The organism is Gaoshiqia sp. US2, assembly GCF_059705485.1.
Genome location: NZ_AP048550.1, coordinates 3167748 through 3193583, shown reverse-complemented (window position 1 = coordinate 3193583; position 25836 = coordinate 3167748). Strand labels below are relative to the sequence as shown.

Sequence of the window (25836 nt, the reverse complement as noted above, 5' to 3'; positions counted from 1 at the left end):
CAAATTTATTTCGGGGTCTGTCATTCAAGGGGTTGAGATCCTGATCCGGCAACTTCCGGACAGGATGACTCTATTAAAGACTTTTGATATAGCCTCTGCTTTTAAACCTGCATGGAAAAAATGGATCATTTGCTGTGGCAAATCACATCATTCTGTTGATCCGGCAAAAAACAGAATCAATATTCATACAAAATCTGGCTCCCTGAATTGGTAATATTCAGTAAAACCCGATTCCCATTCACCCGTAACACACTGATATCAAAGGTTATTTCTTTTCCAATATACGCATCACACAATTCCTGATTTTTTAATGACAACCTTAAGTTCCGTTGTGGCGGATCTGAATACAGGACTGTTTCCGAATCGATCAATTTGACCTTCCAGCTGCTTCCGCTGCATCCGCTTGATGCAAATTTGATTCTCAAACAATCGTCAGTTAATTCAGCGCTGACGATCGTAAGCTGATCGTCGGGAGCAGTCAGATATTGAGCGCCATCAATAATAACAAACTGATCGCAAACCGGTGATTGATGACAGTCGTCCTTGCCTTTCGTGCAGGACGGAAGGGACAAGCTGATCATCACGAAGGCAAATACAAAATTTAAGGTTTTCATCTATCTGTTTTTTCGAAGATGCAAAAGGTCAAGGGCTGGTTGCGCTGCCAGCAAATTTCTTCGACAAGTTGATTTTCCGGTACACGCCGGTCTGTAAAAAATACAGCCAGTCGCGCGACTGGCTGTATATATCGTCAAACAACCTAATATTATCAGGATGGATCGGTTTTTTCCAGATAGGCCCGGTGTTTAATAAATTCATCCACCGAAGGGATATCGTTGTAATGCCATTTATATAAAATGGTGCCTCTTTTTACCAAAAACAACCCCGGATTGGAGCGAATCATGGTTTTCAGCGTAATTTCGTCACAGTTAAAAAACGCGAAAGGTAAATCATAGACCCGCAGAAACTGTTCTGCCTCATCAAAGGTAGTCGAACTGAGCCCGATGAAATTCATCCCGTCGTTCATCGCGTATTGAGACAGTTCCCTGATTTCATTGATTTTTGACTTATTGGATTTCTCCAGATTGTAGGCTACCAAAATAAAGGTGTAGTTTTCGTCGTACAGGAAAAAATCCTTAATATCCTCGCCGTAAGACGTTTCGATGGTAAAGTTCTGAATAGGCGGCTCATAACCTTTTTTAACCAGTTTGGAATCCATCGATACAAATTCCCAGGTCAGACTATCCTGCCAGGGATAATTATTCTGGTTAAATTTTTCGGTTTTTCCGGTTGTCTTGTTTTTGTAGTACATGATATTGGCCCATTCGTCAACAGGCGCTCCTTCGGGTGTCTTCATCCCTTCAATAAGATTAGCGCCCACTTTATACGGGCGAAAATCAATGATTGGCAAATGATTATACGAATAATCAACCAGGTAGGCAAACACCAAAACAGTCGCCCCGCTCAGGATGGCCGGAATTAGTAAAAGCTTTGCCGGGCCAAATTCATGGCGGTAGCGGAATACCAAAACGGCAAAAGCCAGAAAAACAATGTTTTTATAGAAGGTTTGCCAATTGGTAAGCACCAGGGCGTCGCCAAAACAACCGCAATCGGTAACCGGATTTTTTATGGCAATAACCAGGGTGAGCCCGGTGAAGAAAAACATGAATAACAGGGCAACAGTTGAAAAGAACCGGATGAAAACATTGGTCATCAAAGCCAGGCCGGTGATGAACTCGGTGGCCGACAACAAGATCCCCAGGGGAAGCGATAAAACACTGAAACCTTCCATCCCCCATGCGCTGAAGTAGTCGGTAAACTTATAGGCCGATCCCCAGGGATCAATTCCTTTGACAAAACCGGAGAAAATAAAAACCAGGCCCAGCAATATACGGGCGATATGCCAAAATAGCTTCATAACAAATTCTGTTTATTTGTAAAACTCCAGCATAATTAACGCAAAAACAGCGTAATTGATCATATCCAGGTAATTTGCATCAACTCCCTCCGAAACAAGTGTTTGTCCGGCATGGTCTTCAATTTGTTTGGTTCGCCTGATTTTCATTAGTATCAGGTCGGTCACCGAGCTAAGCCGCATATTTCGCCAGGCCTCATCGTAATCGTGATTTTTATTCAGCATCAGCTCTTTCGCCTGATTAAACCAACTCAGGTATAATTGCAGGGTTTCCTCATGGCTCAGATCATCTTTCTCCGATGTTCCCTTTTCCAGTTGAATCAGCGCCATGATGCAGTAATTGATGATACCGATATATTCCGAACGGCTGTCTTCCTTTACTTTCATCGTGCCTGTCATCTCGATATTACGGATTCGCCGGGCTTTGATATAAATCTGATCGGTCAGCGAACTGGTCCGTAAAATCCGCCAGGCTGTCCCGTAATCTTTCATTTTTTTCGTAAAAATATCCTGACAAATGCTAATCACATGATCATATTCCTGAATCGTTTTTTCCATTGCTTGTTTAATTTGAGTCTTTTATGGTAAGTAAGCTGCACGGCGAGAATCAACTGTGTTACCGGCTAAATTCTGCGGTGCACTATATTTGATATCCCTTTTCACCCGGCCGTGTAGCTCCATCTTGATTTCGTTGATGCATTCAGCCATAAAAATAGGAATTAAATGTGTAATTTGACGGCATTATTTTACTTTTGTAAGAAGCATTGTTTAACTTCTCAAATCTTGATGATCTATGTTAATCACCGGTTCGGCAAGTAAGTTCTTTAAACGTAAAAATACAATATCACTCAACGGCAAGTTACTGGATCTGACTGATCCGCTTGTTATGGGTATTTTAAATGTGAGTTCTGACTCATTTTACGACGGAGGCAAATATGTTACCGAAGATGCCGTTTTAAAACGAGTGGAGCAGATGATTGAAGAAGGAGTTGATATTGTTGATGTTGGAGCCATTTCTACCCGCCCTGGCTCCGACAGTGTTTCAACCAAAGAAGAACTTACCCGCTTGCTGCCTGCTGTTACCGCCATCCGGAAACATTTCCCGGATATTCCCCTGTCGGTCGATACTTTTCGCTCATGGGTTGCCCTGCGTGTAATCGATGAAATCGGGGAATGTATTGTTAATGATATATCAGGCGGCAATTTTGACGAGCACATGTTCGACACAATTGCCAAGTTAGGCGTTCCGTATATCCTGATGCACATTCAGGGAACCCCGCGGACCATGCAGGACAACCCGCAATATGAGGATATCATTAAAGATATTTCGAAATATTTTTCGGAAAAAGTACGAAAACTCACCAAAGCCGGCGTGAGAGATGTCATTATTGACCCGGGGTTTGGCTTTGGAAAAAGCCTGAATGATAATTATGACCTGCTTAACAAGCTGGATTCCTTTAAAGTATTCCAATTGCCGCTGTTAGTAGGCCTTAGCCGAAAGTCTATGGTTTACAAATTACTCGAAACCGATCCGGAAAACGCACTGGCAGGAACAATTACCGCCAATACAATGGCCTTGCTTGGCGGAGCCGATATTTTGCGGGTCCACGATGTTCGGGATGCCGTACAGTCGGTCAACTTATTTAAAAAGATTAAGGAAGTGGCCAAATAAATGAATTTATTTATCACCATACGCATTCTCGACCTGTTGGATATTTTCATGGTAGCTTTCCTGCTTTACCAGTTATATAAGCTGATACGAGGCACCGTAGCGTTCAATATTTTTATCGGGCTTTTTGTTATTTACCTCTTCTGGTTACTGGTCAGGGCGCTGAATATGGAATTGATTGACACCCTGATGGGGCAGTTTATCGGAGTTGGTGTTTTGGCGCTTATCGTGGTTTTTCAACAGGAAATCCGCCGCTTTTTATTATTGATTGGCAGTAACAACCAGGTGAACAGGCTGTTTGGTATGGATAAACTTTTTTCGTCTGACAAACACAAGGCAGTGACCAACCAGCAATTAAAAATGCTGGTAAAAGCATGCGAAAATATGGCGCGTACTAAAACCGGGGCATTGATTATTATTGCACAACAATCGGAGCTTCGGGAGTTTGTACGTACCGGTGAAAAAATTAATGCCCGTATCTCCGACGCTCTGCTCGAAACTATTTTTTTTAAAAATACGCCACTGCACGACGGTGCGCTAATCATCATTGGCAACCGTATCGCTGCAGCACGCTGCATCATGCCAATTACCGAAAAACGCGACCTCGATCCCTTACTGGGACTTCGGCACCGGGCAGCCCTCGGGATTACAGAAGTAACAGATGCCATCGCGATCGTGATTTCCGAAGAAAGAGGAAAAATCTCGTTGGCAGAGGCCGGAGAAATCCACCTGCATATTTCGCTGGCCGAACTAATAAAAAGGTTGGAAGATGTCTTTCAACCAATCAACGACGAATTAGATTAGCATGAATGAACTGGTAGTTTTTCAATCAGGAGGCATCACCTATACGCTTACCGAAGTTATTTTTCTTGCATCGGTACTGCTTGCGGCCATATTTCTCAATCATTTCGGTATCAGCCTGGTTAATCAGGTCGAACGCAGAAAACAATTTCCGGCAAAATTTGCCCGTTTTATCCGGCAGGGAATCCGCTTTTTCATCTGGTTTACAGCTCTTATGCTTTTCCTGGAAATTTTACAGATCCATTACCAGTCGGTTTCACAATTTCCGTTGTACACCGGAGAAAAATTCACCATCAAGGTGGTCAATCTGTTTATCATTTTCCTAATTATCTATTTCACACGGATTCTTATTTATATGCTGGAATACCTGATGGACAAGCGTGTAGAACAGAAACATATGGACATCGGGCGCGGAAAATCGCTCATGCAAATCATTAAATACCTGGCCTGGATGATCGGTTTTATCGTGATCATCAGCTCTCTGGGATTTCAGATCACCCTGGTGGTTGCCAGTATATCTGCCTTATTGGTTGGAGTCGGGTTCGGTTTGCAACATATCTTTAACGATTTCTTTTCCGGTATCATCATCTTGTTTGACGGTTCCATTGAAATAAATGATATTGTCGAAGTGGAAGGCGTGGTCGGCCGGGTTCTTGAGATCGGCCTTCGGGTATCAAAAGTGCTGACACGCGACAATGTCGTCATTATTGTTCCAAATTCGCGGTTTACCGGCGAAAAAGTAATTAACTGGACCCATAATGAAGAAGTTACCCGGTTTCATGTAAAGGTAGGCGTGGCCTACGGTTCGGATGTGAGGCTGGTGGAGCGGATTCTGCTGGCTGCCGCTGCCCGCCATGAGCTCATCGTGAAAGAACCGAAAGCCTTTGTCCGGTTTAATGATTTTGGAGAATCGTCGCTCGATTTTGAGCTGCATTTCTGGACAGAAAACGACTTTATTGTTGAAAGTATTAAAAGTGACCTTCGCTTTATTATCGACGATGAGTTTCGCAGAAATCAGATCGAGATTCCTTTTCCCCAACGCGATCTGCATCTCAAATCAAAGCATTTCGAATAGGCATCCAAGCCCGCGATATTAAATTAGCGGTTTAAGCTCGTTTCTTGCGGCACGGTTCATTCTGCCTGTTACCCATTTTTGCTAACTTTGTCGCTCTTCTTTAGCAAGAAATACACGATGAATACAAAAAACCGAATTACAACATTATTTAATATCAAATACCCGGTCGTGCAAGGCGGTATGGTCTGGTGCAGCGGATGGAAACTGGCTTCGGCCGTAAGTAACCACGGGGGGTTGGGGCTGTTGGGCGCCGGTTCAATGCATCCCGAAACCCTGCTCGAACACATTCAAAAAACCAAAAAAGCCACCAATAAGCCTTTCGGGGTTAATGTTCCACTCTTTTATCCCGAGTTGGAAACCATCATGGAAATCATTGCCGCCGAAAAAGTGCCCATTGTTTTTACCTCGGCCGGCAGCCCGAAAGCCTGGACCAGCTGGCTGCACCAACGGGGGATAATGGTTGCCCATGTGATCGCTTCTTCTTACTTCGCAAAAAAATGCGAAGAGGCCGGAGTGGATGCCATTGTAGCCGAAGGTTTTGAGGCAGGCGGCCATAACGGACGGGATGAAACAACCACCCTGACTCTGATCCCGTCGGTGCGGAAAACTACGGATATGCCCTTAATGGCAGCAGGTGGCGTCGGCTGCGGGCGTTCCATGCTGGCCGTTATGGTCCTGGGGGCCGACGGCGTTCAAATCGGGTCGCGCTTTGCCATTTCGCAGGAATCGTCGGCGCACCCCGATTTCAAAAAACTGGTTGTTTCCCTGGGAGAAGGCGGCACCAAACTGGCTTTGAAGAAACTCTCACCGGTCCGACTGATAAAAAATGAATTCTTTAACAAGGTGAATGAATATGAATTACGTGGGGCATCTGAAGAAGAACTTCGTCAGTTGCTGGGACGCGGACGCGCCAAAAAAGGTATGTTTGAAGGAGACCTGACCGAAGGCGAACTCGAAATCGGACAAGTATCGGCCATGATTGATCATATTCCAACGGTCGAAGAAATTATGCATACCCTGATCAGTGAATTTGAACAAGCCCTTCGCGAACTTGTTGAAGGTACAAATTTTGATTTCAGCGTATGATTCAATTCTACAGGCATCAACTCAAAAACGGGCTCAGCATCCTGGTATATCCGGATTATTCGACACCGATGGTGGCGCTTGATCTGTGTTATCATGTGGGAGCAAAATATGAAGACCCCAACCGCACCGGATTTGCCCATCTGTTTGAACATTTGATGTTTGGCGGCTCAAAACATATTTCCGACTACGATATCCCCCTGCAACAAGCCGGAGGTGAGAACAACGCCTATACCACCAACGATTTTACCAATTATTACCTGACAGTTCCCAAAACAAACATGGAAACCGGATTCTGGCTCGAATCGGACCGGATGCTCGAACTCGCTTTTTCGGAAGAAAGCCTGGATGTGCAACGGAATGTAGTGATCGAAGAATTCAAACAACGCAACCTGAATCAGCCCTACGGTGATGTTTGGGCTTTAATCCGCGACCTGGCTTACCGGGTGCATCCGTATAACTGGCCAACCATCGGAAAAGAAATCAGCCACATCGCCGATGCCACTCTTGACGATGTCAAATCGTTTTTCTACCGCTTTTATGCACCTGACAATGCGGTACTGGTTTTAAGCGGAAATGTCGATGTTGACATGAGTTTAACGATGGCGGAAAAATGGTTTGGCTCCGTTCCTGTCCGAAATGTCGTAAAACCGCAGATACCTGACGAGCCTGAACAAACCGCTTTCCGCGAGTTAACCGTTGAACGTTCGGTACCCGATACGGCCATATACCTGGTTTTTCACATGACCGACCGGCGCAATCGCGAATATTACGTTTGCGATTTGATTTCGGATGTATTGTCAAACGGAAATTCGTCGCGCCTGTACCAAAAACTGGTAAAAGAAGAACGGCTTTTTATTGAGCTCGATGCCTACGTTTCGGGGGATCACGATCCCGGACTGTTCATTGTTTCCGGAAAATTATCGAAACAGGTTAACATTGAGCAGGCAAAAAAGGCGGTATGGGTTGAATTGCAAAAGTTGCAGCAGGAGTTTGTACCAAGGTCGGAATTGGAAAAAGTGAAAAACAAGCTCGAAGCCAACCATGTCTATTCGCAGATGAATTACCTGAATATGGCCCAGGAACTGGCCACCTTCGAAAATATTGAAAAAGCGGAACTGATCAATGAAGAGTTGGATATCTACCGTTCGGTGAGTCCGGCTGAACTGATGATGACGGCACAAAAATTATTCCGGCCCGAAAACTGTTCTCAACTTAATTACCTTGCCAAACCATGATTAACAGATACATGGCGCCTCCGGTCAGGCCAACGGATAAACCGGAAATTCTTCAAGCAAAAAAAACACGGCTGGATAACGGGATCCCGGTTTATTCGCTTCACGCGGGAACCCAGGAAGTTTGTAAGATTGATTTTATGTTTGAGGCCGGTTCGTGGCAACAAACCGACCAGTTACAAGCGGCCTTGTGCAATGCCATGTTACAGGAAGGCAGCCAGTCGTATTCGGCCCCGCAGATTGCTGAAATTTTCGATTTTCACGGGGCCTACCTCCAGTTGCTGGCCGACCAGCAGTACGGCTTGGTCAGTATCATCAGCCTGACCAGGCATTTACCCGGATTAATGCCGGTAATCGAAGATCTTCTTAAAAATCCGACATTCCCCGAGCAGGAATTTGAAACCCTGGTACAACGCCGGAAACAACGCTTTTTGCTCGAAAACGAAAAGGTAAAAGTGCTGTGCCAAAAAATGTTCTCCACCTTATTATTTGGCGAAGGTCACCCCTACGCACAAACGGTAAAGGCTGAAGACTTTGACCTGCTTCAGCGTGAATCGTTGCTCAGCTTCCACCGAAAATTTTATCATGCAGGTAATTGCGAAATCTTACTGGCCGGCCGGTTCGACGACGGTGTTGAACACCTGCTTAATACTCATTTCGGTGAAAATGACTGGCTGCGAACGAAAAGCGTTGATCCCGTTTTTCAGGTTAATCCATCGGTTGTTAAAAAACGGTACGTTCCCAAGGCCGACTCGATTCAATCGGCTATCCGTATCGGTAAAATTCTTGTCAATAAAAGCCATCCGGACTATTTGCCACTGCAAGTGCTCATCACCATTCTTGGCGGTTATTTTAGTTCGAGACTGATGGCCAACATTCGCGAAGAAAAAGGCTATACCTATGGCATAGGCGCCAGTTTTATCAGCTTTAAAGAACTGGGGTACCTGGTCATTTCATCCGAGGTAGATAAAAGTTATACCGAAAACACAATTACTGAAATTTTTAATGAACTGGAAAGGCTGAAACAGGAAGCTGTCGGTGAAAATGAGCTCGACCGGGTACGGCAATATCTGCTGGGCGAATTTGTACGCGACCTGGACGGACCTTTTGCCCTGGCACAGACCTTTCGGAACATACACGATTTTGGGCTCGACTATTCATTCTACGACAAATATTATCAATGCATGACCGAGGTTTCGCCCGTTCAATTGCAGCAATTAGCCCAAAAATATTTCGACCGGGACAGCTTTTACACCGTGATTGCCGGGTAAAGCGAGACCCGGCCATACTTTTCTTTTACAAAAACGACGGTTTTATAAAGGTTTCATCTGGCGCATCTAATTTTCAACCAGCAGCCGGAGTGTTTCAATCCAAAGGGGATGGTCATTCAGGCTTTCGACCAGTTGGACCTTTTCGCCGCCATGTTCCACAAACAAATCCTGGTATTCAATCCCGATTTCAACCGAAGTTTCGAGACAGTCGGCAACAAAGGCAGGCGCAACCACCAGAATCCTCTTTTTACCTTCTTTGGCTTTTTCAATCAGTAACTCATCGGTAAAAGGTTCCATCCAGTTGCGGTCGAGGCGCGATTGAAAAGAAACCGAATAATCTGCCGGAGTCAGGTTTAATGCCTGGGCCAGCAGGCGTGAAGTATGATAACAGGTGGCCCGGTAACAAAATTTTCCGTGCGCAGGCATCCCGGTCGTACACTGACATGCCGTTGAGTCGGCCTGAGGATGCACTTTATTTAATTGCCGGTTCGGCAAACCGTGATATGAAAATATCAGGTGATCCCAGCTTTCCGGCTGATATTCCCGGATGCGCGAAACAAAGGCTTCCACAAACTTCGGATGATCGTAAAACTGGCCGACCAGCCGCAACTCAGGAATCACTTCCCAGCCGGAAATCTCCCTGGCCACATACTGAAAGATGGTGCCGGTTGTTGATGAGGCATATTGAGGGAAAACCGGAATCACCACCATTTTCCCGAAACCCCGCCGGCGTACTTCCTGTAAAACCTGTTTCAATGCCGGATTCTGGTAGCGCATGGCAGTGAACACCTCGTAATCGTCGCCCAGCGCCTCCTGAAGCTTTGCCCTGTTTTTTTCGGCATTTACCAGCAAAGGCGAACCTTCGTCGGTCCATAACATCTGATACAGTTTGGTTGACTTTGGTGCCCGAAATGGCACAATGATCAGGTTTACCAGCAACTTTTGCAGAATGAGCGGCAGGTCAATGACCCGGCGGTCGTTCAGAAACTGAAACAAATAACGACGAACGGCAGGCACTTTTGGTTCGTCGGGCGTGCCTACATTCACCAGCAAAACAGCGGTGCGTTTTGAATGATCTGTTCCTTTCATTGCTTTTTGGTTTTTTATGTGTCTTCTTTATGCAAACAAACTTTCTCCTATGAAGATGAAACGATCTCCTGTTTTTAAGCATTCAGCCAGTCGATTTCCTTTTTTAACAGATTAAGCGTCTCCTCTTCCCTTGATCCCGGTTCTGCCTGATAATCGTAAGTCCACGAAGCCATTGGAGGCATACTTAAAAAAATGGACTCAGTGCGGCCATCTGATTCCAAACCGAATTTTGTGCCGCGGTCATATAACAGATTAAACTCCACGTAGCGGCCTCGTCGCAGGCTTTGCCATTTTTTTTCGGCCTCGGTGAACTTCCGGTTACGGTTCTTATTGAGCAGTTCGATGTAAATACGCGGATAGGCTTCGGCCAAATCGCGGGTGAAAGCAAACAGTTTCTCAAAAGCTTCGTCTTCTGTTGCCGGCCGGTGATCAAAAAAAACGCCACCAATACCCCGTGTTTCGTTCCGGTGTTTCAAAAAAAAATAATCGTCGGCCCACTTCTTAAATTCAGGATAGTAAGCGGTATCAAAACGATCACAGACCGTTTTTAGCTCCCGGTGAAACCAGGAAGCTTCCTGCTGATCCACGTAATGCGGCGTCAAATCGATTCCTCCTCCAAACCACGACTGGCCCGAGCTTAACTCAAAATAACGTACATTCATATGGGTAACCGGAACATGCGGATTTAACGGATGGATAATGGATGAGATTCCGCTGGCAAAGTACTCCTGCCCTTCTTCAATAGCGAGGGCTTTGCGCATGCTCGGTGTTACATTTCCGCCGACAGCCGAAAAATTGACCGCGGCCTTCTCAATGGCATCGCCTCCCTGAAATACCATCGTATACCCGTGACCAATAGACTTTTCCCAACGATCTGTTCTAAATTCTGATTTTCCGTCGGCTGTTTCCAGTTGCTGACAGATTTGCTGCTGCAATTTACGGTAAGTAGTTGCTACCCGATCTTTTCTCATGGTTTTTATTGTAAATCCATACTGGTGGGCCTACCCTTGCCGTGCTTTTTACAACAAAACTCAGGTCAGGCTTTCAGCTATCATTCGCCCCTGTTTGATCCGGTCGGCCATGCCGATACCGTCACGGATATTACCGGCCAGAACCAAGCCTGGGTTTGCTTTTTCCAGATCAGCGATAGCAGCCAGTTTTTCCTCCGACTCAATACCATACTGCGGAATAGCATATTGATAGCGATTTACTACCAACAAGTCAGGGGCCCATTTTGTTAGACCCAGGAGCATTTTTAATTCGGAAGAAACGATATTCCGGATCTCTTCGTCGGCCAGATCAACCATTTCGGGTTTACGCACACCTCCTAAGAAGGTAGAAATCAGCGCACCTCCTTCAGTGGCCCGGTTTTTCAAAAATGAAGACAGAAAGAGGCATCCGAGTACCTGCCGTTTTTCACGGAAAGGGATCAATCCGCCGAAGGCCTTTAAATCAATACCTTCCCATTTTTTAAAGCCAACCGAAACCTGTACCACCCGGGCATAGGGTAATTTTTCAACTTTTGCCAGTTGACCGGTTGGTAAAAAATCAAAAATATCTTTTAGGGTATACGCACCTACCGTCGAAATAACCTGATCAAAATGAAGCGGCGAGGCGCCGGCATACTTCAGTTCGTAACCTTGATTTAGCCTGCTAACTTTTATGCCGGTCGCATTCAGTTGAATCCGATCCGGACCGATTTCATGAACCAGCGCGTCAATCAGATTCGACAAGCCGTCTTTCAGCGAAAATACCTGCCGGGTCGCTTTTTTGTCGCGTTCGGTTTTCGGCTCTTTTGCTTTCCTGATTGCCCCGCCGATAAAACTGCCGTATTTCTGCTCCAGGTTATATAACTTGGGCATGGCGTACTTGGTAATCAGTTTTTCGGGATCGCCCGAATAGATACCCAGGATAAACGGATCGACTGCATAATCCAGAAAACTTTTGCCCATCCGGCGCCTGACCAGGTCGGCCAGTGATTCATTCGGATTGGTTCCGGGTTTTCGGAAAGGCTCGCCCAACAAGCGAAACTTGTCGGCAATTGAAAACAAGGGAGTCCGGATACCGCCAATCAAACCCGAAGGCAAAGCATGCCATCGGTCGCCTTTCCAAATCCAGCGGTATTTGGCTGTCTCGTCGGCTATTTCGAGTTCGCACAAACCAGCCAGTTCTTCAATTAGTTCGGCCGCTTCCGGGTGCCCCAACACTCCCGTACTGGGTCCGTTTTCATATAAAAATCCATCTTGCTGAACGGTTTGGATCACTCCTCCTGCCCGGTCTGCTTTTTCAAACACAGCTACGTCAATTCCTCTTTTTAGAAGATAATAGGCAGTAGTTAACCCGGTTAAGCCGGCGCCGATAACAGCTACTTTTTTTGTCATTTAAACCGATTTTGAAAATTTGCGGTTGGGATCGCCGATATGAATATCAAAGACGGCCGAAATATTCCTTAAAAAGAACCGGCCGATATCGTGGATCACCACTTCATCATCGTTGTATTCCAGCAAGCGGTCTGCCTTGAAGGGTTCCAGCTTTTCATTCCCGAAATTCAGCAACTGCTTGATTTCGGTTGCCGTTGTTCCAAAGTTGCCGGCAACCTGCTGCCACGATAAATACTGGTTACACATGATTTCGTTGATGATTTGCCGGATGATCTTTTCGGTACGCGAAAGGGCGTACCCTTTTACAATCTGTATTTCGCCTTTATCCAGATACTTCATGTACTCTTTTACCGTCCGCGCATTTTGAGCGTAAACATTTTCCAACTGGCTGATGCCGGTTACACCGAAAGCATATACCTGCCCGGTTGTTTCGCGGGTACAGTATCCCTGAAAATTCCGGTGAAGCGTCCGGCTTAACAGCGCCTGCGCCATATCGTCGTCGGGTTTGGCATAATGGTCGAGCCCGATGGGGATATAACCGGCTGCTTTTATCTGCTCCCAGGCCGATTCAAACATTTTCACCTTCTCGTCGGCCGAAGGCAAGCCGTATTTTTCCAGTTTTTGCTGGGCTTTTTTCACCCAGGGAACGTGTGCATACGAAAAGGTGACCAGGCGGTCGGGCGAGATCGCCAGCGCCTGCTCCATGGTTTTTGCAAAAGTTTCAGCCGTTTGATAAGGCAACCCGTAAATAAAATCGAGGTTAACCGACATGCCCGGATGCGATTTAATCATGGCATACAGTTCGGGTACCGGGATGGCCGGCACTTCGCGGTGGACCGCATTCAATACGTTCTCCTGAAAATCCTGCACCCCCATACTGATGCGGTTAAAACCGAAAGAAGCCAGTTTGTCGATATAGGATTTGTCCAGGTGGGCGGGATTACATTCCACCGCAATCTCCGGCTTTTCTATGAAGTGAAATTCCGAAGTCAGCAATTCCATAATTTCACCGATGTATTCAGCCGGAAGTGCATTCGGCGTACCCCCTCCCCAGTGAATTTGCGATACTCTGCGATTTTTGTCCAGAAGCGGACGGATCATGCGGATTTCCTTTTTCAGGACGTCCACATAGTGACGCATTAACTGCTGGTCGCGGGTGATGTGCGTGTTGCACCCGCAGTAAAGGCACAACCGGGTGCAAAACGGAATATGCAGGTAAATGGAAATATTTTCAGGTTTCTCCCGGTTTGATTGTTCCACGGCCTTCAGGTAGTCGGCCGTACCAAAGTCATCGCCAAAAAAGTTGGCAGGCGGATAACTGGTATACCGGGGAACCGGAATATTGTATTTTTCGACTAATGCTTGAGGTATCTTCATGTATTCTTTTTTTGTTCAGCAAGATTCCAAAAATAGCAAAAATTATCTGTTCCATAAATGAGTTTGACACATATCAACCGCAGCTGATTTACGCCTGCCGGCTCCCGCACCGGTTATACTTCCGGGTCAGCGTGTTCAGAAAGGCTTTATGCGATTTTTTAAGCTGTTTCCATTCCAGCCGCCATTCCCAGTTATCGGTTACGGTTCCCGGCGTATTCATCCGCCCCCGGCCATCCAGTTCCAGCAGATCCTGCATGGGCAAAATGGCCATCTTCGCCACAGACGCCCAGGCTGCTTCAATTAAGCTTCGGTGCATATTTCCCCAACCCGAGGCGAAATACTGTTTCAGGTTCTTCCGTTCCGTTTTTGTAGCTGATTTCAACCAGCCAATGGTCGTGTCGTTATCGTGGGTCCCGGTATAAACAACAAAGTTCGGACTAAAATTATGCGGCAGATTTTCATTGGTTTCGTCGGATGCGTAAGCAAATTGGAGTACTTTCATGCCTGGTAGTTCAAAATCGTCGCGTAACTTCTCAACCTCAGGGGTAATGATACCCAAGTCTTCGGCAATCACCTGTAATGATCCCAGCTGCGATTTTAGCAGTGCCAACAGTTCAAAGCCTTTGGCAGGGCGCCATTCGCCGTTTACGGCAGTTTCTTCGCCGGCCGGAATCGCCCAAAACGATTCCAGTCCCCTGAAATGATCAATACGAATCAAATCAAACATCCGTAAGTTAAAGTGGACCCGGGCCGCCCACCAATCGTAGTTGCGTTGTTCCAACCGTTCCCAATCGAACACCGGACAGCCCCAGTACTGTCCCGTTTCACTGAAATAATCAGGAGGCACTCCGCCCACATGGGTCATTTCACCTTGCTCATTCAGTAAAAAAATGTCCTGATTAGCCCAAACATCCGAACTGTCGAGCGAAACATATAAAGGCAGGTCTCCGATGATCCGGACTTCCTTTAAATTGGCATAGGCTTTTAGCTCTGACCACTGCCTGAAAAATATAAACTGCACAAAACAATGAAACCGGATATCCTCGTGATACCGGTGTTTGGCCACATCCAGTTCGTGGGTATCGCGGTATTTCAGTTTTTCAGCCCATTCGTTCCAGCACAATTTCTCATCTTTCCCTTTAATGGCGCTGAAAAGAGCATAATCATCGAGCCACCAGGAGTGTTCATCCAAAAAAATGTAATAATCATCTTTCCAGATATCAAATTTCTTATTGAATGTTAACCAGGCTTTTCGCAGGAGTTTGGTTTTTCCTTCCGTTACCAAATCGTACTCTACTTTTTGCGACGACAGCACGGGCATATCTTCCAGATCTTCTTCACCAATCAAACCCGCTTCAATCAGTTTTTCCAGGCTGATTAACAGGACATTTCCTGCAAAAGCCGAATAAGACTGGTAGGGCGAATTACCATAGCCGGTAGGTCCGAGCGGCAGGATCTGCCAGAGCGTTTGCCCTGTTTCGTGTAAAAAGTCGACAAACTGATAGGCATCGTGCCCCATGCTGCCAATACCGTAAGGATTTGGCAACGAGCTGATATGAAGCAAAATACCACTACTACGCTCCATATTCTTTTATTTTTTTTCTGAATCCACCAAGATAACCGGCCGTTTCGCGGACCAAACGCTGTACTTCCAGTCCATGTTTCAGATCGGGGATAAAAGCTTTTTCGTCCGGTCCGCCCAAAAACAAATAATGCGCATGCACCATCGAACGCAGCCATCCCGGCGGCACATGTCCCGATGGAAAACTGCTGATCGGCTGATAGTGGCTCCCGACCACCTGGCTCACCCATTGCCCGGTTTCTTCGAGGAAGTAACCGAACTGCTCCGGCCGGTGCGACGAATAACGCAGGCAACCCTTTTCGGCATAAATTTCGAGATGAACCAGGTCGCCGGTCCCGGAACTGATCCGGCTGGCCGACAAGTGACCCACTGCCCTGCTCTGAGGATCGTACAACGAAAGTGAACTGAACAAGTCCGAATCATCCGGCACATCGCTGAAGCTACCCCCCTGCAAGGCCCCGGTAATTTGAAGCTGGTCGCCCAGGAAAGCCAGCAACAAGCTAATTCCGTGAGAGCCCAGGTCGGCCATCGCCCCGCCGTCGGGCGCCGCAACCAGGCGTGTTTTCCGCTTATCGCGGTAAGCCCGTTGCAGGTAGTCGGCATGATAGTATTTCAGGTCGAAGTGAATGGGCTTGCCCAACTTCCCCGATTTCCAAAAGTTTAGCGCCTCCCGCACCGAAGCGGTTTGCAGGTATTGAAAACCAACCTGAACCTTTACTCCCGGGTTCAGGTTTTCCTGCAATTGCCACATCTGTTGTTCCTCCTCCCATGAAGCGCAAACCGGCTTTTCCAGGTAAATAAACCCGACATTTGGCATTTTAAGCGCCTGTTCCAAATGTTCAAAATGAACCTTATTAGGGCCTAAAATAAATATGCCATTTAGTTGCTTGTTCTGAAAAAAATCATCCTCCGATTCCGCCCGATTGAATCCAAACTGAGAAGCAAATTTCTCACGTTTGTTTGCCGTAGCAGAACAGACTGATTCAAAGATGATTTCGGGAACCTGATCGTAGTAATACTTCAAGGCCTGTAAGGCATAGGCATGAGCGCGCGCTATTCCGCCGGCCCCTAAAAATCCAATACGTATATTGTTCATGGTATGGGGTTCTGTTTCAGACAAAAATATAACTTTTCAACTGGCATCGGTTCTTCCCGGTCAAAAAGATTACAATTAAAAGCTAACAAATCCGCCCCGAAGCAGTACCTTTGCGTTCAATAAAAAATGCAGATTTATGGCAATAATTGGCTCATTAAATGAACTGGAGGTTTTAAAAACAGTCGATTTCGGAGTTTACCTCGACGGTGGGCAGCATGGAGAAATCCTGATGCCCAAACGGTATGTTCCCGAAAATTGTCAGGTGGGCGACACCGTGAGCGTGTTTATCTACCTCGATTCTGAAGACCGGTTGGTAGCCATAACCGACAAGCCATACGTCATGGTTGGTGAATTTGCCCGCTTAAAGGTTGTTTCGACCACGGCTATTGGAGCTTTCCTGGATTGGGGCCTGCCCAAGGACCTGCTTGTCCCCTTTCGTGAGCAACAGGTAAAAATGGAAGAGGGAAAATCGTACCTGGTATTCGTTTATCTCGACGATGAAAGCCAGCGAATTGTTGCTTCGTCCAAACTCGATAAATTTTTGGATAACGTTCCGGTTGATTTTGAAGTGGGCGAAGAAGTTGACCTCATTATTGCAGGACAAACCGACCTGGGTTACAAAGCCATTATCGATAACTGCTATTGGGGCGTATTATTTAAAAATGAAGTGTTCAAACCCCTGAAAACCGGGGATAAACTGAAAGGCTACATCAAAAATATCAGGCCGGATGAAAAAATCGATCTTTCACTCGAAAAAGCCGGTTACGAAAAGATTGACGGTATATCGGGCTCGGTATTGGACAAACTGAAAGCAGCGGGTGGTTACCTTCCCTACAACGATAAAAGCGGTCCGGAGGTAATTTCAAACGTGTTTGGCATTAGTAAAAAGAATTTTAAAAAGGCCATTGGCGCCTTATACAAAAAACGGTTGATCAATATCGAAGATCAAGGAATCAGGCTGGCATATTAAGTATTCAGTCGTGGTGATCAGTCTCAGTTTCGCAACCCGAAACACGTAACCTGTAACTCCAAGCATGAAACTTTGTATTGCAGAAAAACCAAGTGTCGCCAGAGAAATTGCGCAGATTATCGGGGCCAAAAACCGGAAAGACGGGTATTTTGAAGGAAATGGCTACCAGGTAAGCTGGACCTTTGGGCACCTGTGCACACTGAAAGAGCCCAACGATTATACCGACCGCTGGAAATATTGGAATCTGCGCGAACTGCCCATGATTCCGTCGCGGTTTGGCATTAAGGTTATAGACGACGAAGGGGTGAAAAAGCAGTTTTACATCCTGAAAGGTCTGATTGAAAAAGCCGATGAAATTATCAATTGTGGTGATGCGGGTCAGGAAGGAGAACTGATTCAGCGCTGGGTGCTGACAAAAGCACAAAACAAAGCGCCGGTAAAAAGGCTTTGGATTTCATCGCTGACCGAAGAAGCAATCCGCGAAGGATTCGACAAGCTGCTCCCCGGCAAAGAGTTTGACAAGCTTTACGAAGCAGGCAGCGCACGGGCCATCGGCGATTGGTTGCTGGGCATGAACGCCACCCGTTTGTACACGCTGAAATACGGACAAAATAAACAGGTATTATCGATCGGACGGGTACAAACCCCTACCCTGGCCATGCTTGTTGAACGGCAACTGGAGATCGAAAATTTTAAACCCGAGCCATACTGGGAAATTAAAACCACCTACCGCGATACTGTTTTCGCGGCTGCCAGCGGACGGTTTAAGAGCCCGGAGGAAGCCTCCGGCGTATTGCAGGAGATCACCGGTGTAGATTTATACATCACCAAAATTGAAACAAAAAACAGCAACGAACATCCTCCCCGGCTTTTAGACCTGACCTCCCTTCAAGTGGACTGCAACCGGAAACTCAACCTGAGCGCCGACGAAACCTTGCGCACCATTCAGGCGCTGTATGAAAAAAAGGTGACCACCTATCCGCGGGTGGATACCACGTTTCTGTCGGACGATATTTACAAAAAAGTGCCGGGTATCCTGAAAAATCTGAAAGGCTACGAAAACTTTACCCAACCGGTTTTGGAGGGTGGAAAAATCCGTAAATCGTCCAAGGTATTTGACAACAAAAAAATAACCGATCACCATGCCATCATTCCAACCGGGCAAAACCGGATCGATCTGACCGAGATCGAACGGAAGGTTTTCGACATGGTAACCAAACGGTTTATCGCTGTTTTTTACCCCGATTGCCAGGTTGCCAACACCAATGCCGAAGCAGAAATCGGGCGCCATTCGTTCAAGGCAACCGGAAAGCAGATCCTGGAACCGGGTTGGCGGGTCATTTTTCAAAATGAGAAGGACGATAACAGCGAAGACCGCATACTGCCTGCTTTTACAAAGGGAGAACACGGTCCGCATCAGCCCGATTTGCAGGAAAAACAAACCCAGCCCCCAAATTATTATACCGAGGCAAGCCTGCTTAGGGCCATGGAAACGGCCGGTAAAAATATGGATGATGAAGAACTTCGCGACCTGATGAAAGAAAACGGCATTGGTCGGCCATCTACCCGGGCCAACATCATCGAAACGCTTTTTCGCCGCCGCTACATCCGCAAAGAACGCAAACGGCTGGTAGCCACGCAAACCGGTGTCGATTTGATTAAAAGCATCGAGAATGAACTGCTGAAATCAGCCGAACTGACCGGTCAATGGGAACGGAAACTCCGGCAAATTGAATCGGGAGAACTTGAGATCAGCCGGTTTATGGACGAACTGAAAGCTATGGTGACCGAGGTCATTACCCAGGTAAAAAGTTCGCCCAAAAAGGAGATTACTATTTTGGAAGACGAGAAGGCTCAGCCAGTGGAAAAGGCAGAAAAACAAGACGTAAAAAAGCCAAAGGCGGGGGAAAAGAAAAAGGAGGATGAAGAGGTCGTTTGTCCGCAATGCGGTAAAGGCCGGCTGCTAAAGGGCAAATCGGCCTGGGGCTGTTCCGGATGGAAAGAAGGCTGCCGCTTTATGATTCCTTTTGTTTTGCACGAAAAAAAACTCACTGACAAACAAATCGCCCAACTGGTTGGCAAGAAAAAAAGCGCTGTGATTAAAGGCTTTGTTTATCAGAATCTGAAACTCGACGGCCGGTTGATTTTAACCGGCGACCACCACATTCAACTTCAAGCTGAAATAAAAGACGAACTGAGCTGCCCCAAATGCCAAAATGGGAAAATTTTGAAAGGCAAAACCGCATGGGGTTGTTCCAATTTCAAGGGCGGTTGCGATTTCAGAATACCTTTTGAGATCGAATAAGGCTGACTGGCGCCATCAGTATAAATCCTCCAGATATTTCCACTCAGCGATTAACTGTTCGAGCGACATGTCAGCGGCAGCAGAAGTGAATAAGTCGGTAAGCGTCTCGCGTACACCTTTGCCCATTTTGATGGAACCGCACACATAAATGGCCGCTCCTTCGCTGATCCATTCCAGTAACTCCTTCCCTTTTTGCAACAGGAGATCCTGCACGTATACTTTCGCTTGTCCGTCCCGTGAAAAGGCCAGATCAAGTCGTTCAAGCGCCTGCTGCCCATAAAAATCCAGAATCTCAGCGCCATACAGGAAATCAGTCCGGCGGTTTTTCCCGCCAAAAAAAAGCCAGTTTTTCGTTTCTCCCCGGGCTGCGCGTTCCTGTAAAAACGCCCTCACCGGGGCAATTCCGGTACCGGCAGCAATAAAGATCACGGGAATGCCGGGTTTCCCGGGCAATCGAAAATTGTCGTTCGGCGCCAGGAAAAACGAAACAGCCGCACCTGTTTCAAGCCAGTCGCTCAAATAAGCCGAACAACTGCCTTGCCGGAGACGGTTTTTTAATTGAAACTGCACCCTTTTTACGGTGAGATGCAACTCGCCCGGGTGCTCCGGCTGATAGGATGAGACGGAATAATACCTCGGCTGTAAAGGCCGCAACAAATCAGGCAACCAGACTGCCGGCAAAGGACAGGGAAAATCCTGCAACAAATCCAGTACATCATGGTTTTCCAGGTAAGCATCCAATCCGGATTTGCCGTTGAGTAAATCCAGCAACTGTTCATTCCCGCTCATTTCGGCGTATTTTACCAAAACTTCTTTGTTCAGCGTAGTCAGTTCTGCCCGATGCAACAGGTAGTCGCGAGCCAAAAACTCCTGTTGATCAGCCATAAGCAAGTCATAGGCAGAGATATTCAGTATATCGATGATGCTGTTTACCAGCGAAACCGGATTTTGAGGCACAAGGCCAACCGAATCGCCGCTGCAATAACGGAACGACTGATCATCGGTTGCCAGGCAAATGTGGTATACGGCATCTTCCGATCCGGCATTCAACTGGTATTTTTCTTTCACCACGGCTTTAACGGTAATCTTCTCCTGAGCGTTTAGTTTCAGTACGTCCTGTCCGTCAACCTGTCCCGGGAGCCGCCTGAGTACCGATGAAATCCAGCCGGAAGCAGCTGTTCCGAAATCGAGGTCACAATCTGCTCTGGAGCAAATACGCTTCGCCCCCAGGTCCGACAACCGATGGTCGATATCCTTACCAGCCTTGCAAAAATGCTCATACGACGAGTCGCCCAACGCGCACACCGCATAACCAACTCCATACAAATCAGGTTGTTCTGAAAATAACCGGCGAAAAAAACGACTTGCTGCAGGCGGCGGCTCGCCTTCGCCATGGGTGCTTACCACAATCAGCACAAATGACTCGCTTTTGAGCTGGTCCATGTTGTAGGACGCCATGTTGACTACCCGGCTGCGTCTTCCGCTGCGCTGAAGGCATTTTCCGGTTTCATTGGCGATGTAAGCCGAATTACCGGACTTCCCTCCGTAGAGAATGGTAATTTGTTCGCCGGCAACAGGTTTACGGCGTGTAAGCAATTTTCGGACAGCTGTTGCAATCATGTTTAATATCCAATTAGTTGACCAGTAAAGAAGATTTTTTTCGACGCCGTTTCAACCACATCAAAAAGCCAGTTACGGGTAAGGACGCACAAACCAAACTGAGAAAAAAGGCAAGAATTTTTCCGGGAAAACCCAGAATTGCCCCCACATGAATATCGTAATTGGCCGCGATGAGTTTTTCACCGGGATTTTTGTTCTCATGTTTGCGTTCATTTAGCAACTGCCCCGAATATCGGTCAAACTGCAACTGATTTGTTTTAGCATAACGGCCCGCCTTTTCCTGTACCAACACCTGAATTACCCCCAGGCTGTCGGAAGGAAGCGACAACCGGTATGCCCCTGCACCGGCATATCGGGTTCGGGTTTCGCCAAGCGCACGATCAACAGGAAGAACTGCCTCAATTTCGCGTGGTACAGATTTTACCGGGCCGGCTTCAGGCAGGCTGGTTGTTCCGGCCGCCAGTACATAAACAAAAGCCTGAAACCATTTAAAAGCCCAAATCATCCCGGTAAGAGCGACAATCAGGGCAAGCAGCAGGCTGTAAAATCCGCTTACATTGTGTAAATCGTAAAGTTTTTTATACCCATTGCCCGTTTTTTTCCATCTGAAAGCAAACAGGTTTTTAGAGCTTTTAAAATTTTTCGGCCACCATAAAATAAGTCCGGTGATGAGCAGGATCACAAAAACAAACGTGCTCCAACCTACAATCGGCTGGCCAAGCGGTGTTTTTAGCAGCAAACTCCAATGCAGAAACTTTACCACGTTAAAAAAATCGGCCTTTTCGTCGTAAACGGCTTTTATCTGTCCGGTGTACGGATCAACATAAACCGACCGGTAATAATCGATCGCCGAAAAATAAGTCAGCCCTCCCTCATTTCCTTTATAACCGTAAAATATCCAGCTTTTTCGCGGGTTGTTCGGGATATGCGCCCAGCTAAGCGGTATGCCGTCGCCCATCCCGGCCTGGGCCGTTTGCCACAGATCGCTGATCAAGGCGGTTTCGGGCTCGACCTGTTCGACATAAATCGCCTCAGCCCTTCTCCATCCGGTTATTTCTTTGCTGAAAACATAAATACAGCCAGTAACCGAAACAATAAAAACAACCGTTCCCGAAGCAAGGCCAAGCCAGAGATGTATTTTCGTTATCCAATATTTTAACATGGTTTTAGCGGACAGTTGTTAAAATTTAAAGCCGATGTTTAACCTGAAATTTGTTCCCGGCTCGGTTTGCCAATAGTAATAACTGCCATAGGCGCTGCCCGAGTAGAGGTATTTATCCAGGATGTTGTTGATGTTTAAGCCGGCCGACAGTTTTTCGTTTGCCCAGCCGATGGAGCCGTCGAGACGAAAATAATCGGGCAACACCGATTGATTATCGGCCCCCCAACTCCACGACGAACGGTCAAGCTGATACTGGTAACCCAAAGCAAACTCCAGTCCTTTCAGCTCAGACTGTTTAAACTGATACTTCAACCAACCATTGCTAATGTACTTGGCATGACCGGCCAAACGAGTTCCCACCCTGGAGGCATCCGTATCTTTGGTCACTTCAACCCGGGTATTGGCATAATTCAGGATCAGGCTTAAGCCTTTGACAATTTCGCCCTGAATATCCAGTTCGAGTCCTTTTGACCGGGCTTCACCCAACTGGATGCTGTAATTGATGTTTTCGGGATCGGCGGTCAACACATTTTCTTTCGTAAGTTGATAAAACGTTAAGGAAGAATGCCAGCGGAAATTAGCCCAGCTGCGCTTGATGCCCGCTTCCAGATCGTTGCCCCGGACCGGTTCAAACGCATTGCCGTTTTTATCGGCTCCCGACTGGGGAATAAATGACTGGTCGTACAAACCGTAAACCGCCGTCTGGTCGTCAATCGAATAACTTATTCCGGCACGGGGCGACCAAACCCGATCGTTGGTGGTGGTACCGTACACCGACGTTTTGTAGGAGGTGAACCGGCCGGCAAGCGTCAGGCGCAGGCGGTCCTTAAAAAAGCCCAGTTCATCCTGCACGTAAACCGACGAAGAGCCTGTAAACTGGGCCGCCGGATAACCGGCATTCATGGCCCGCTGACGAATACTCATGCTGCGGTCGAAAACAGGGATCAGCAAACTGCTGATAAAATGGACCGGATTGGTTAACGACAAAGGATTGTTTTCTCCGCCCAGCGGCCCTGATTGGAACCAGTCGGCAAAATACTCTTTGTCACTTAAATCGAGTCCCGACAAAATCCGGTGCCTCACCGGGCCCGTATAAACATCGCCGTTTACAAACACCTGCCCCATGCGGGCATTGCTTAGCGCATCCCAAACACCCAGTCCGCGGTAAATACCGGCAGCACTGACCGAGTCGGGCCAAAGCGACGAGCCGACCAATTTATAGTTCAGATACCCGAGTTGAGCTGTCAGGCTCCAGTTTTCATCCAACTGATGTTTCAGGTTCAAAAAAACATTGTGCTCGCGGATGGTCGACGGATCGATATTGGGTTCAGCCGTTGTATAATTGCGCGGTAAGGAGCCGTAACCATCGGGCGAAAACACGTAGGCTGCCCCGACAACCGACATTTTCGAATACTGATAAATATATTCGGCATTGAGCGAGGTGCGGTTGCTGATCCGGTACGTGACCGAAGGAGCCAGGGTGTAGCGGTCGTTGAACTCGTAATCGCGGTGCAATTTTTTTGTCGAGCCCATCACATTCAGACGGTACAGCAGTTTATCGTTTTCGCCGATTTTTCCGCCCAAATCGAGCGTTGAGCGCAACAGATTAAACGAACCCATCGTAAGCGAAATTTCGTTTTTCATCCCGGCGTCCGGTTTTTTCGTCACCACATTGTAAAAGCCGCCCGGCTCTCCGGCCGACAGCATAAAACCGGCAGGTCCTTTAACAAACTCAATCCGGTCGACCACCGACAGGTCCTCGGTCAGCGGGCCCCAGGGCAAATCAACATTCATCCCGTTACGAAAAGCCGGCAGCTTAAAGCCACGCATATTGATCCGGGCAAAGCTGCCCCAGTGCTCAATCATCATGGCCCCGCTGGTATTACGGGTAACACTTTCCAGCATATCAACCAGTTGCTGGTCGTTAAGCATCTCTTTTGTGATCACCTGGATGTTCTGGGCCGTTTTTAGCAACGGCGTGCTGATTCGTAAAGACGATGATGCAGCATCAGCCGTGTAAGCCGGATTTTGCTTCCCGGTGACCACCACCTCGCCGATTTCTTCATCTGTTTTTTGAAGGTAAAATGCCGGAATCACGGTTTCTTTTCCGGCAACCACCTCCACATCTGTTTCAAATGTCCGATATCCGATAAAGGATGCTTCCAGTTTATATTTTCCGGCCCGAACCTGCTGAATGACAAAATTACCGTGGACATCGGTAATGGTTCCTTTATTGGTCCCCTTCAGCCCGATATTAATCAGGGCATCTTCTCCTTCATCGGGCACCTTGGCTTTTCCTGAAATAAATCCGGTTTGGGCATAGCCCGTTATCATTGCGAATAAGAGTACGATAAGAACGTTCAAACTTTTCATCCGTATTTTATTTTGAATTATTTTGAATAAGAATTTAGGCAACAAAGTTAGAAGCCGTTCAAACGGCCATCAATCCCAATATGTTATGATTTACAGAAACCGGCAGGAGCCAATCGTCATATCAATCTAATAATCAAATAGATAAATCCAGCAAAAGAAGCCGATACGGAAGGAAGGAACCCAAACAGGTCGTTTATTTGATGGACACTGAAGTTTACGCTGCGGAAAAAACAAGGAAAGCAAAAGAAGGATATCCTAATAATTGGCGATATGCAGCAAACGAACAAACAGTCGCAATACCTTAACCGGCGGCGGTTAACAGATGCTTGTCAGAGGACGAATAACAGATTCGCAACGGCGCGTGTCATTTTTTCTTTTTTGTATCTTTCAAGAGTTTTTTCTCGTCTCCGTCAAGTTTCCGCTGAAGTTTCTTAACATCTTCGGCAGGTGGAAGATTTTCCGGCACGATTCCCCTTTGGGTAAGCATATTTCTAACAGCCAGGTTGTTGTCGATATGCTCTTTTTCAATTTTCATTTGACCTTTTAGATCTTTGCTTTGCACATTTAGTCCAGTCATTTCGGCAGCCAGGTCTTTAGCCTTTATACTGATTGTAGGAAGGAAATCAGCAACAGGTCGGCTATCAGGTACACCCATTTTACGTTTAAGCATTTGGGTGTTCAGTCTGAATAGAGCTTGGTCGCCTTTACTTCTAATCACGGCAAAACCCTGACTGTCAACTCCCCTTTCATACAGAACTCCTGAAAGTTGTTTTTCCGTTTGGCTTAATTTCTCGCGGGCTTTGACTCGTTCAAATTCGAGTATTCTCCACCAGCA

21 protein-coding genes are annotated in these 25836 nt (G+C 46.9%); 8 read left to right on the top strand and 13 right to left on the bottom strand.

What is annotated here, in order from left to right; translation table 11 throughout:
- Window positions 1-176 precede the first annotated feature (176 nt).
- From AC6H3C_RS12760 to AC6H3C_RS12750, 3 genes are all read right to left on the bottom strand, one after another.
- Window positions 177-614: a hypothetical protein gene (locus tag AC6H3C_RS12760; protein ID WP_497515757.1), complete on the bottom strand. Its 438-nt coding sequence runs from the start codon at window positions 612-614 to the stop codon at window positions 177-179.
- Between the two features lie 152 nt (window positions 615-766).
- Complete coding sequence (locus AC6H3C_RS12755) at window positions 767-1915, bottom strand: BT_3928 family protein (RefSeq protein WP_497515756.1); 1149 nt, start codon at window positions 1913-1915, stop codon at window positions 767-769.
- A 12-nt stretch (window positions 1916-1927) separates the two neighbouring features.
- A complete protein-coding gene (locus AC6H3C_RS12750) occupies window positions 1928-2470 on the bottom strand; it encodes a DUF1599 domain-containing protein (RefSeq protein ID WP_497515755.1) in 543 nt (180 codons plus the stop codon).
- A gap of 235 nt (window positions 2471-2705) precedes the next feature.
- Between AC6H3C_RS12750 and folP the strand changes: the two genes are divergently transcribed.
- The 6 genes from folP to AC6H3C_RS12720 all read left to right on the top strand — a co-directional run bounded on the left by folP (window position 2706) and on the right by AC6H3C_RS12720 (window position 9046).
- On the top strand, window positions 2706-3584 hold the full coding sequence (folP, locus tag AC6H3C_RS12745; protein WP_497515754.1) for a dihydropteroate synthase: 879 nt from the start codon (window positions 2706-2708) through the stop codon (window positions 3582-3584).
- Window positions 3585-4385, top strand: coding sequence for a diadenylate cyclase CdaA (cdaA, locus tag AC6H3C_RS12740; protein ID WP_497515752.1), 801 nt, complete (start codon window positions 3585-3587; stop codon window positions 4383-4385).
- Between the two features lies 1 nt (window position 4386).
- Window positions 4387-5457: a mechanosensitive ion channel family protein gene (locus tag AC6H3C_RS12735; protein WP_497515751.1), complete on the top strand. Its 1071-nt coding sequence runs from the start codon at window positions 4387-4389 to the stop codon at window positions 5455-5457.
- 117 nt (window positions 5458-5574) lie between these two features.
- Window positions 5575-6543 carry an NAD(P)H-dependent flavin oxidoreductase gene (locus tag AC6H3C_RS12730; protein ID WP_497515750.1) on the top strand — a complete coding sequence of 323 codons (969 nt, stop codon included), beginning with the start codon at window positions 5575-5577 and terminating at the stop codon, window positions 6541-6543.
- Window positions 6540-7778, top strand: a complete 1239-nt coding sequence (locus tag AC6H3C_RS12725) for a M16 family metallopeptidase (RefSeq protein ID WP_497515749.1) — start codon at window positions 6540-6542, stop codon at window positions 7776-7778. Before AC6H3C_RS12730 ends, AC6H3C_RS12725 begins: the two co-directional genes overlap by 4 nt.
- A complete protein-coding gene (locus AC6H3C_RS12720) occupies window positions 7775-9046 on the top strand; it encodes a M16 family metallopeptidase (protein WP_497515748.1) in 1272 nt (423 codons plus the stop codon). The genes AC6H3C_RS12725 and AC6H3C_RS12720 overlap by 4 nt, the downstream gene beginning before the upstream one ends.
- A 66-nt stretch (window positions 9047-9112) precedes the next feature.
- Here the strand turns inward: AC6H3C_RS12720 and hemH are convergent, their stop codons facing one another.
- From hemH to AC6H3C_RS12690, 6 genes are all read right to left on the bottom strand, one after another.
- Window positions 9113-10135, bottom strand: coding sequence for a ferrochelatase (gene hemH / locus AC6H3C_RS12715; protein ID WP_497515746.1), 1023 nt, complete (start codon window positions 10133-10135; stop codon window positions 9113-9115).
- Window positions 10136-10209: 74 nt separating this feature from the next.
- Window positions 10210-11106 (bottom strand): oxygen-dependent coproporphyrinogen oxidase, encoded by an 897-nt coding sequence (gene hemF / locus AC6H3C_RS12710; protein WP_497515745.1) that lies wholly within the window; start codon window positions 11104-11106, stop codon window positions 10210-10212.
- A gap of 60 nt (window positions 11107-11166) precedes the next feature.
- Window positions 11167-12516, bottom strand: coding sequence for a protoporphyrinogen oxidase (hemG, locus tag AC6H3C_RS12705; protein ID WP_497515744.1), 1350 nt, complete (start codon window positions 12514-12516; stop codon window positions 11167-11169).
- On the bottom strand, window positions 12517-13893 hold the full coding sequence (hemN, locus tag AC6H3C_RS12700; protein WP_497515743.1) for an oxygen-independent coproporphyrinogen III oxidase: 1377 nt from the start codon (window positions 13891-13893) through the stop codon (window positions 12517-12519).
- Window positions 13894-13981: 88 nt separating this feature from the next.
- A complete protein-coding gene (malQ, locus tag AC6H3C_RS12695; protein WP_497515742.1) occupies window positions 13982-15478 on the bottom strand; it encodes a 4-alpha-glucanotransferase in 1497 nt (498 codons plus the stop codon).
- A complete protein-coding gene (locus AC6H3C_RS12690; protein WP_497515741.1) occupies window positions 15468-16571 on the bottom strand; it encodes a Gfo/Idh/MocA family protein in 1104 nt (367 codons plus the stop codon). Before AC6H3C_RS12690 ends, malQ begins: the two co-directional genes overlap by 11 nt.
- 136 nt (window positions 16572-16707) lie before the next feature.
- Between AC6H3C_RS12690 and AC6H3C_RS12685 the strand changes: the two genes are divergently transcribed.
- Window positions 16708-17541 carry a CvfB family protein gene (locus AC6H3C_RS12685; RefSeq protein WP_497515740.1) on the top strand — a complete coding sequence of 278 codons (834 nt, stop codon included), beginning with the start codon at window positions 16708-16710 and terminating at the stop codon, window positions 17539-17541.
- Between the two features lie 64 nt (window positions 17542-17605).
- Window positions 17606-19846 (top strand): type IA DNA topoisomerase, encoded by a 2241-nt coding sequence (locus AC6H3C_RS12680; RefSeq protein WP_497515739.1) that lies wholly within the window; start codon window positions 17606-17608, stop codon window positions 19844-19846.
- Between the two features lie 15 nt (window positions 19847-19861).
- On the opposite strand, the gene AC6H3C_RS12675 is transcribed toward AC6H3C_RS12680, so the two are convergent.
- The 4 genes from AC6H3C_RS12675 to AC6H3C_RS12660 form a co-directional block, all read right to left on the bottom strand.
- Window positions 19862-21466: a diflavin oxidoreductase gene (locus tag AC6H3C_RS12675; RefSeq protein ID WP_497515738.1), complete on the bottom strand. Its 1605-nt coding sequence runs from the start codon at window positions 21464-21466 to the stop codon at window positions 19862-19864.
- 13 nt (window positions 21467-21479) lie between these two features.
- The gene (locus AC6H3C_RS12670; RefSeq protein WP_497515736.1) at window positions 21480-22628 is read right to left on the bottom strand and encodes a PepSY-associated TM helix domain-containing protein; all 1149 of its coding nucleotides are present in this window, start codon (window positions 22626-22628) and stop codon (window positions 21480-21482) included.
- Window positions 22629-22646: 18 nt separating this feature from the next.
- On the bottom strand, window positions 22647-25001 hold the full coding sequence (locus AC6H3C_RS12665) for a TonB-dependent siderophore receptor (RefSeq protein WP_497515735.1): 2355 nt from the start codon (window positions 24999-25001) through the stop codon (window positions 22647-22649).
- 364 nt (window positions 25002-25365) lie between these two features.
- A complete protein-coding gene (locus tag AC6H3C_RS12660) occupies window positions 25366-25824 on the bottom strand; it encodes a hypothetical protein (protein ID WP_497521267.1) in 459 nt (152 codons plus the stop codon).
- Between the last annotated feature and the right edge of the window lie 12 nt (window positions 25825-25836).